This window comes from Pseudomonas sp. ERMR1:02 (genome assembly GCF_002277815.1).
GTDB lineage: Bacteria > Pseudomonadota > Gammaproteobacteria > Pseudomonadales > Pseudomonadaceae > Aquipseudomonas.
In genome coordinates this window covers 54615-63805 of the sequence record NZ_NKJI01000027.1, presented here as the reverse complement: position 1 = coordinate 63805, position 9191 = coordinate 54615, and the positions used below count along the sequence as shown (strand labels likewise).

Genomic DNA, 9191 nt, shown 5'->3' with positions numbered 1-9191 from the left:
CAGCGAAGAGGCGGGCGAGCAGTGTTGTGGGTGCGGACAACATCAGCGAAGACGTGCGCGCCTTGTACCAGCGTTTTCCAGCGGGCGATCCTGATCAACAGCTGGATATACCGGTGGCACAAACCGTTCACCGGCCGGGCTTCGTCGAGCAGGTTCGCTACGCCAAAGCGACGGCAACAGTGTTGTTGCTGAGCGTGCTGGTCGGCGCGCTGACGATGCTGGGCGACAACTTCGACACCATGCGTTGGCTGACCTTCCTCGATTTTCGCATCGTCGGCGAATACATCCACTTCACCCCCCTGGCCGACAGCCTGGCGGCGGGGCAGTGGTGGCGACTGGTGACGCCGATGCTCATCCACTTCGGCATCCTGCACTTGGCGATGAACGGCATGTGGTACTGGGAGTTGGGCGGCGCATCGAGTCGCGTCAGGGCAGTTCAACCTGATCGGCCTGACCCTGTTGTTCAGCCTGGCTTCCAATACACCCAATACCTTTTCAGTGGCCCGACCCTGTTCGGCGGGCTGTCCGGCGTGCTTTACGGCCTGCTCGGGCATTGCTGGATATTCCAGCTACTGGCGCCGAACGCCGCTTATCGCCTGCCTCGTGGTGTTCTGGTGATGATGCTGGTCTGGTTGCTGCTGTGCCTGTCCGGCCTGGTCTCGATGATCGGCTTCGGTGAAATCGCCAACGCGGCCCATGTCAGCGGGCTGCTCGTCGGATGCTTGACCGGTTTGTTGGGTGGTTTGTACAACCGCCGTAAACTGGCCGCCTGAAAATTATGTAATAGAGAACGCGGAGACTGAATGTCCTCTTTTAACGAAATGATCAAGAACATTACCCCGGACATCTACCAAAGCCTGAAACTGGCGGTGGAAATCGGTAAATGGTCCGACGGTGGCAAGCTCACCTCCGAGCAACGCGAACTGTCGCTGCAAGCGATGATCGCTTGGGAGGTCCAGAACCTGCCCGAGGAGGAGCGCACCGGTTACATGGGTCCGCAGGAATGCAGCTCCAAATCGATTCAAGTGCCCAATATCCTGTTCAAGTCGGATGCCATCCATTGATCGAGATTGGCCGCGGTGCAATCAGTAAAATGTCGGCGCGCCTGGACGGGCCGAACGTGCAATACGCATTTCGTCTGGGCGACGTCGAGGTTCCGGTCAATCCGTTGATCGGCACCACGGTGCGCCTGGAATACCTGGGGGCGATCCACTGTACCCATTGCGGACGCAAGACCAAAACCAGTTTCAGCCAGGGTTACTGCTACCCGTGCATGACCAAGCTGGCCCAGTGTGACGTGTGCATCATGAGCCCGGAACGCTGCCATTTCGACGCCGGCACCTGCCGCGAGCCGGAGTGGGGCGAGAAGTTCTGCATGACCGATCACATCGTTTACCTGTCGAATTCATCCGGGGTGAAAGTCGGGATTACCCGCGCCACCCAGCTGCCGACCCGCTGGATCGATCAGGGCGCACGTCAGGCGTTGCCGATCATGCGCGTCGCGACCCGCCAGCAATCGGGCTTCGTCGAGGACCTGTTCCGCAGTCAGGTCGCCGACAAGACCAACTGGCGTGCCTTGCTCAAGGGCGATGCGGTTTCGGTGGACCTGGCCGAGGTTCGCGACCGGTTGTTCGACAGCTGCGCCGAAGGTCTGCAAGCGTTGCAGGAGCGATTCGGCCTACAGGCGATCCAGACGATTGCCGATGTCGAACCGCTGGAAATCCGTTTTCCGGTCGAGCAGTACCCGGCCAAGATTGTCAGCTTCAACCTGGACAAGAACCCGATTGCCGAAGGCACGTTGTTGGGGATCAAGGGCCAGTACCTGATCTTTGATACCGGCGTGATCAATATTCGTAAATACACGGCCTACCAGCTCGCCGTGCATCAGTAAGGACTCCAGCATGCGCACCGAACAACCGAAGATGATCTACCTCAAGGACTATCAGGCGCCCGAGTACCTGATCGACGAAACACACCTGACCTTCGAGTTGTTCGAGGACCACAGCCTGGTCCATGCGCAACTGGTGATGCGCCGCAACCCCGAGCGTGGCCCGGGCCTGCCGCCGCTGGTGCTGGACGGTCAGCATCTTGACCTGCTGTCGGTAAATCTGGCCGACCGCGAGCTGACGGCTGCCGACTACCAGCTCACCGAAAATCACCTGACCCTGCACCCGACCAGCACCACTTTCACCGTCGACACCAGCGTGCGCATTCACCCGGAAACCAACACCGCGCTGGAAGGCTGTACAAGTCCGGCACGATGTTCTGCACCCAGTGTGAAGCCGAAGGTTTCCGCAAGATCACCTATTACCTCGACCGCCCGGACGTGATGAGCACGTTCACTACCACAGTGGTCGCTGAGCAGCACAGCTACCCGGTACTGCTGTCCAACGGCAACCCGATTGCCAGTGGTCCTGGCGAAGACGGCCGGCACTGGGCGACCTGGGAAGACCCGTTCAAGAAACCGGCGTACCTGTTCGCACTGGTGGCCGGTGATTTGTGGTGCGTCGAAGACACCTTCACCACCATGACCGAGCGTTCCGTGGCGTTGCGCATCTACGTCGAGCCGGAAAACATCGACAAGTGCCAGCACGCGATGAACAGCTTGAAGAAATCCATGCGCTGGGACGAAGAGGTGTACGGCCGCGAGTACGATCTGGACATCTTCATGATCGTCGCCGTGAATGACTTCAACATGGGCGCGATGGAGAACAAGGGTCTCAACATCTTCAACTCCAGCGCCGTGCTGGCCAAGGCCGAAACCGCCACCGACGCCGCGCACCAGCGGGTCGAAGCTATCGTGGCCCACGAATACTTCCACAACTGGTCGGGCAACCGCGTGACCTGCCGCGACTGGTTCCAGTTGTCGCTCAAGGAAGGTTTCACCGTATTCCGCGATTCGCATTTCTCCGCCGACATGAATTCGGCCACGGTCAAGCGTATCCAGGACGTCGCCTATCTGCGTACCCATCAGTTCGCCGAAGACGCAGGCCCCATGGCCCACGCGGTGCGCCCGGACAGCTTCATCGAGATTTCCAACTTCTACACCCTGACCGTGTACGAAAAGGGTTCGGAAGTGGTCGGCATGATCCACACCTTGCTCGGCGCCGAAGGCTTCCGTAAAGGCAGTGACCTGTACTTCGAACGCCACGACGGCCAGGCCGTGACCTGCGATGACTTCATCAAGGCCATGGAAGACGCCAATGGTGTCGACCTGACGCAATTCAAGCGCTGGTACAGCCAGGCTGGTACGCCACGTCTGGCGGTCAGCGAGTCCTACGACACGGCGGCGAAAACCTACAGCCTGACGTTCCGTCAGAGCTGCCCGCAAACCCCGGACAAGTTGGAAAAACTGCCGTTCGTGATTCCAGTCGAACTCGGCCTGCTCGATAGCAAAGGCGCCGAGATTGCCCTGCGTCTTAACGGTGAAGCCTCGGCGCAAGGCACTTCGCGAGTCATCTCCGTGACCGAGGCCGAGCAGACCTTCACCTTCATCGACGTCGCCGAACAGCCGCTGCCTTCATTGCTGCGTGGCTTCTCGGCGCCGGTGAAACTGAGTTTTCCTTACAACCGCGACCAGCTGATGTTCCTGATGCAGCACGACAGCGATGGTTTCAATCGCTGGGATGCCGGCCAGCAATTGTCGGTGCAGGTGCTGCAAGAACTGATTGCCCAGCAACAGCAAGGCGAAGCGCTGGTACTTGATCAGCGTCTGGTTTCGGCCTTGCGTACTGTGCTGTCCGACGAGACGCTAGACCAGGCCATGGTCGCGGAAATGCTGTCACTGCCAAGCGAAGCGTATCTGACTGAAATCAGCGAAGTGGCGGACGTTGAAGCCATTCACACCGCCCGCGAGTTCGCCCGCAAGCAACTGGCTGACGCATTGTTCGAAGGCCTGTGGCTGCGTTATCAGGCCAACCGCGATCTGTCCAAGCTTACCCCGTATGTGGCCGAGGCCGAACATTTCGCCCGTCGTGCGTTGCAGAACATTGCGCTGTCGTACCTGATGCTCAGCGGCAAGCCGCAAGTTCTGGCGGCGACGCTGGAACAGTTCGACGCGTGCGACAACATGACCGAGCGTTTGACTGCGCTCGCGGTGTTGGTCAACTCGCCGTTCGAGGAGCAGAAAGCCAAGGCACTGGCCAGCTTCGCCGCGCACTTCAGTGACAACCCGCTGGTCATGGACCAGTGGTTCAGCGTTCAGGCCGGCAGTGTGATGCCGGGTGGTCTGGAGCGGGTTCGTCAGTTGATGCAGCATCCTGCGTTCAACATCAAGAACCCGAACAAGGTGCGGGCGCTGGTCGGTGCGTTTGCCGGGCAGAACCTGATCAACTTCCATGCGGCGGATGGTTCCGGGTATCGCTTCCTGGCGGATCTGGTGATCGAGCTGAACGGGTTCAATCCGCAGATTGCTTCTCGGCAGTTGGCGCCTTTGACGCGGTGGCGAAAGTATGACGATGCTCGTCAGGCGTTGATGAAAGGGGAGCTGGAGCGGATTCGGGCTTCGGGCCAGTTGTCTAGTGATGTGTTTGAGGTGGTCAGCAAGAGCCTGGCTTGATACTTGGTTTGGCCTTGGACTTGGCGGCCTTCGGGCCGACCAGGTTCTTGGGTGACTGAGTACATATCCATTCCTTGGGGCACGGCCACCTATGGTTTCGCCCTGACGGCCGACTCCCTTTGGCAAACGCCCCAAAGGAAGCAAAGGTCTCGCCCCGGCGTCCGGCCCCTCGCCAAGGCTCGGGGTTCCTTCGCTCCGGTATCCATCCGGGGCATTGCCCTCCGGTTGGCTTCGCTGCACCTACATGCAATGTGTTCGACTGCGTCGAACGGCGCTGCGCGCCAATCCCCGGATGAACACCTCCACTCAGCCTGCCGAAGGGGCGGGTGGATCAAGATCAAAAGCTTAAGGCGAGCTAACGCTCGGCCTGATGAGTGGGTGTTCGCAGGTCTGCTTTCGGCGGGAGCGGGCTTGCTCGCGATGGCGGCCTGGCAGCCGACCTGATTTCGCGGATGAACGCGTTCCCCTGTAGGAGCGAGCCTGCTCGCGATGATCGTCAACGATAACGCTGGCAGCCTGACACCCAACGGTGTTCTCTCGTTCATCGCGAGCAGGCTCGCTCCTACAGAGATCCTCGATCTGCTCTGGCTCTTGATTTTGATCTGGCTTTTGATCTTTCGCCCCTTCGGCAGGCCGAGCGTAGGTGTTCATCAGGGGTTAGGCGCGCAGCGCCGTGCGGCGAAGCCGCACACATCGAGAGGAGGTGCAGCGAAGCAAACCGGAGGCGATGCCCCCTGATGGGCACCGTAGCGAGGGAACACCGAGCCTCGGCGAGGTGCCGTACGCCGGGGCGAAGCCTTTTGGTTCCTTTTTGGCGTTTGAAAAAGGGACTCGCTGTAAGAGCGAAACCGCCAGCCGCCGTTACCGAAAAAACGGATATGTACACCAACCACCATCACCATCACCCCAGCAAATACCGACCCATTCAGAAAACCCCCATACCCCCTCTGGTTAACAAAACATAACGCACCGTCGATTGTCAGCCCTCGAATAACACCGATAGGATAAGCCAGCTTCCGAAGGGGCTCTGGATTGCGGGTTTCAGGACAATGCTCTGAAACAGGTCATCCCGACGAGGACCCTCGCGGCGCCCTGAAAGGTTGAACGACCCAACAATAATAAAGAGGAAGGTCTATGAGTGAGCCTGTCATGGGTGTGGGTATCTGCCGCCCACCGGCACTACGCAAATTCGCGTTGCTGGCTACAGCGCTCTCGCTGTTGGGCTGTACCGTGTGGTCGGGATCAGTGCTGGCGGCTGACGCGCCGGCATCCGACGTTGTTTATTCCGTTGAATCGGCCAAGGCCAGCAAAAGCCTGGTCCTCGATGTTGTACATGCAGGCAAGCGCCTGGTGGCGGTTGGGGATCGTGGGCATATTCTTTATTCCGATGACCAGGGCGCGACCTGGACCCAGGCCAAGGTGCCGACCCGGCAATTGCTGACCTCGGTGTTCTTTGTCGATGACAAGCACGGCTGGGCCGTCGGTCATGACGCGCAGATCCTCGCCAGCGAGGACGGTGGTGTCACTTGGAGCAAGCAATTTGAAAATCTCAAACGCGAATCGCCGCTGCTCGACGTCTGGTTTCAGGACGTCAACAGTGGATTTGCCGTGGGCGCTTATGGTGCGCTGATGGCCACCACCGATGGTGGGAAAAACTGGCAAGACGTCAGCGACCGCCTCGACAACGAAGACCAGTACCACCTCAACGCAATCACCGCGGTCAAGGATGCTGGACTGTTCATCGTTGGCGAGCAGGGCAGCATGTTCCGTTCCGCCGATTGGGGTCAGACCTGGGAAAAACTCGAAGGTCCGTACCAAGGTTCGCTGTTCGGTGTGATCGGCACCGCGCAGGCCAATACGGTGTTGGCCTATGGCCTGCGCGGCAATCTTTACCGCTCCACGGATTTCGGCAGCACTTGGGAGCAAGTCGAGCTCAAGGCTGAACGCGGTGCCCTGGAGTTCGGTCTGTCCGGCGGTACGTTGCTCGACGATGGTTCCATCGTGATCGTCGGCAACGGTGGTTCGGTGATCAGCAGCAGCAACAACGGCGAGACATTCAGCGTCTTCAACCGGCGGGATCGTATTTCCATCTCTTCGGTAGTTGGCGCAGGGAATGGCAATCTGATTCTGGGTGGACAGGGCGGCGTTCGCGCCACTTCGCCAAATGGCGCCGAGCTGGGCAAATGAGCCAGGTTAATAATAAGAAGGCGGGGCTATGACTTCCTTGAGTACTCATCATCAGGACAAGGCGACGTTTCTTGAACGCCTGATTTTCAACAACCGCCCGGCAGTGATCACGATCTGCCTGCTGGTCAGCATCTTCCTGTTCTGGCAGGCGACGCTGATCCGGCCGTCCACCAGTTTTGAAAAAATGATCCCGCTGGAGCATCCCTTCATCCAAAAGATGATGGAGCACCGCAACGATCTGGCGAACCTGGGCAACACCGTGCGGATTTCCGTGGAAGCCAAAGACGGCGACATCTTCTCCAAGGAATACATGGAGACGCTGCGCCAGATCAACGACGAGGTGTTCTACATCTCCGGCGTGGATCGTTCCGGCCTGAAGTCGTTGTGGAGTCCGAGTGTACGCTGGACCGAAGTGACTGAAGAGGGCTTCGCCGGTGGTGAAGTGATTCCGCAGAGCTACAACGGTTCGCAGCAAAGTCTGGATACGTTGCGCAACAACGTGCTCAAGTCCGGGCAGGTCGGGCGGTTGGTGGCCAACGATTTCAAGTCGAGCATCGTCGATATCCCGCTGCTGGAGTCCTACCCGGACCCGCAGGACCAGGGCAAGTTGCTGGCGCTGGACTATCGCAAGTTTTCCCACGAACTTGAAGACAAGATCCGCAACAAGTTCGAAGCGCAGAACCCCAACGTCAAGATTCACATCGTCGGTTTCGCCAAGAAGGTTGGCGACCTGATCGATGGCCTGGTCATGGTGGTGATGTTCTTCGGTATTGCCTTTGTCATCACCTTGATCCTGCTGCTGTGGTTCACTAACTGCCTGCGTAGCACCGTGGCGGTGTTGAGCACGACGCTGGTGGCGGTGGTGTGGCAACTCGGATTGATGCACTTCTTCGGGTTCGGGCTGGATCCTTACTCGATGCTGGTCCCGTTCCTGATCTTCGCCATCGGTATTTCCCACGGCGTGCAGAAGATCAACGGTATCGCCCTGCAATCCAGTGAGGCGGACAACGCCCTGACCGCGGCACGCCGGACCTTCCGTCAACTGTTCCTGCCGGGGATGATCGCGATCCTCGCTGATGCGGTGGGTTTCATCACACTGCTGATCATCGATATCGGCGTGATCCGTGAGCTGGCCATCGGCGCGTCCATTGGCGTGGCGGTGATCGTGTTCACCAACCTGATCCTGTTGCCAGTGGCGATTTCCTACGTCGGCATCAGCAAACGAGCAGTCGAGCGCAGCAAGAAAGACGCGCACCGCGAACACCCGTTCTGGCGACTACTGGCGAACTTTGCCAGCGCTAAAGTCGCTCCGGTCTCGATCCTGCTGGCCTTGATCGCCTTTGGCGGCGGTCTCTGGTACAGCCAGAACCTGAAGATCGGTGACCTCGATCAGGGTGCACCGGAGCTGCGTCCGGACTCGCGCTACAACAAGGACAACAACTTCATCATCAGCAACTACTCCACCAGTTCCGATGTGTTGGTGGTGATGGTCAAGACCAAGTCCGAAGGTTGTTCGCGCTACGAAGCCATGGCGCCAATCGATGAGCTGATGTGGAAGATGCAGAACACCGAGGGCGTGCAGTCGGCGATTTCCCTGGTGACCGTGTCCAAGCAGATGATCAAGGGCATGAACGAGGGCAACCTGAAATGGGAAACCCTGTCGCGTAACCCGGACGTGTTGAACAACTCCATTGCCCGTGCCGATGGCCTGTACAACAACAATTGCTCCCTGGCGCCAGTACTCGTGTTCCTCAACGATCACAAGGCTGAAACCCTGGATCGCGCGGTGCATGCGGTGCAGGACTTCGCCAAGGAAAACAACAAAGAAGGCCTGGAGTTCATCCTCGCCGCCGGTAACGCCGGCATCGAGGCGGCCACCAACGAAGTGATCAAGAAGTCCGAGCTGACCATTCTGATCCTGGTGTACATCTGCGTGGCGGTCATGTGCATGATCACCTTCCGTTCCTGGGCGGCGACCTTGTGCATCGTGCTGCCGCTGGTGCTGACCTCGGTGCTGGGTAACGCCCTGATGGCCTTCATGGGCATCGGCGTGAAGGTCGCGACTCTGCCGGTGGTGGCATTGGGTGTGGGGATCGGCGTGGACTACGGCATCTACATCTACAGCCGTCTGGAAAGCTTCCTGCGTGCCGGCATGCCACTGCAAGAGGCGTACTACCAGACGCTGAAGTCCACCGGTAAAGCCGTGCTGTTCACCGGTCTGTGCCTGGCCATTGGCGTGTGCACCTGGATCTTCTCGGCCATCAAGTTCCAGGCCGACATGGGCCTGATGCTGACCTTCATGCTGCTGTGGAACATGTTCGGCGCACTGTGGCTGCTGCCTGCGCTGGCGCGGTTCCTGATCAAACCGGAGAAACTGGCGGGGCAGAAGGGTAATTCGTTGTTCGCTCACTGATAGACAGCTCATACAAAAAAGCCGCAACCCTGG

At 59.0% G+C, this 9191-nt stretch carries 6 protein-coding genes and 1 pseudogene; all 7 read left to right on the top strand.

Annotated elements, in window-relative coordinates:
- On the top strand, positions 1-773 hold a 773-nt coding region (locus CES87_RS29415; RefSeq protein ID WP_256591137.1), incomplete at its 5' end, for a rhomboid family intramembrane serine protease.
- Between the two features lie 30 nt (positions 774-803).
- Positions 804-1064 (top strand): YeaC family protein, encoded by a 261-nt coding sequence (locus tag CES87_RS29410; protein WP_128608864.1) that lies wholly within the window; start codon positions 804-806, stop codon positions 1062-1064.
- Complete coding sequence (locus CES87_RS29405) at positions 1061-1891, top strand: DUF2797 domain-containing protein (RefSeq protein WP_128608863.1); 831 nt, start codon at positions 1061-1063, stop codon at positions 1889-1891. Before CES87_RS29410 ends, CES87_RS29405 begins: the two co-directional genes overlap by 4 nt.
- Before the next feature lie 10 nt (positions 1892-1901).
- Positions 1902-4558, top strand: a pseudogene (gene pepN / locus CES87_RS29400) (aminopeptidase N).
- Positions 4559-5047: 489 nt separating this feature from the next.
- Positions 5048-5296, top strand: coding sequence for a hypothetical protein (locus CES87_RS32505; protein ID WP_178081503.1), 249 nt, complete (start codon positions 5048-5050; stop codon positions 5294-5296).
- Positions 5297-5692: 396 nt separating this feature from the next.
- Positions 5693-6745 (top strand): YCF48-related protein, encoded by a 1053-nt coding sequence (locus CES87_RS29385; RefSeq protein ID WP_128608861.1) that lies wholly within the window; start codon positions 5693-5695, stop codon positions 6743-6745.
- Between the two features lie 28 nt (positions 6746-6773).
- Entirely contained in the window at positions 6774-9158 is a 2385-nt protein-coding gene (locus CES87_RS29380; RefSeq protein WP_128608860.1) for an RND family transporter, read from the top strand.
- The last annotated feature ends 33 nt before the right edge of the window (positions 9159-9191 follow it).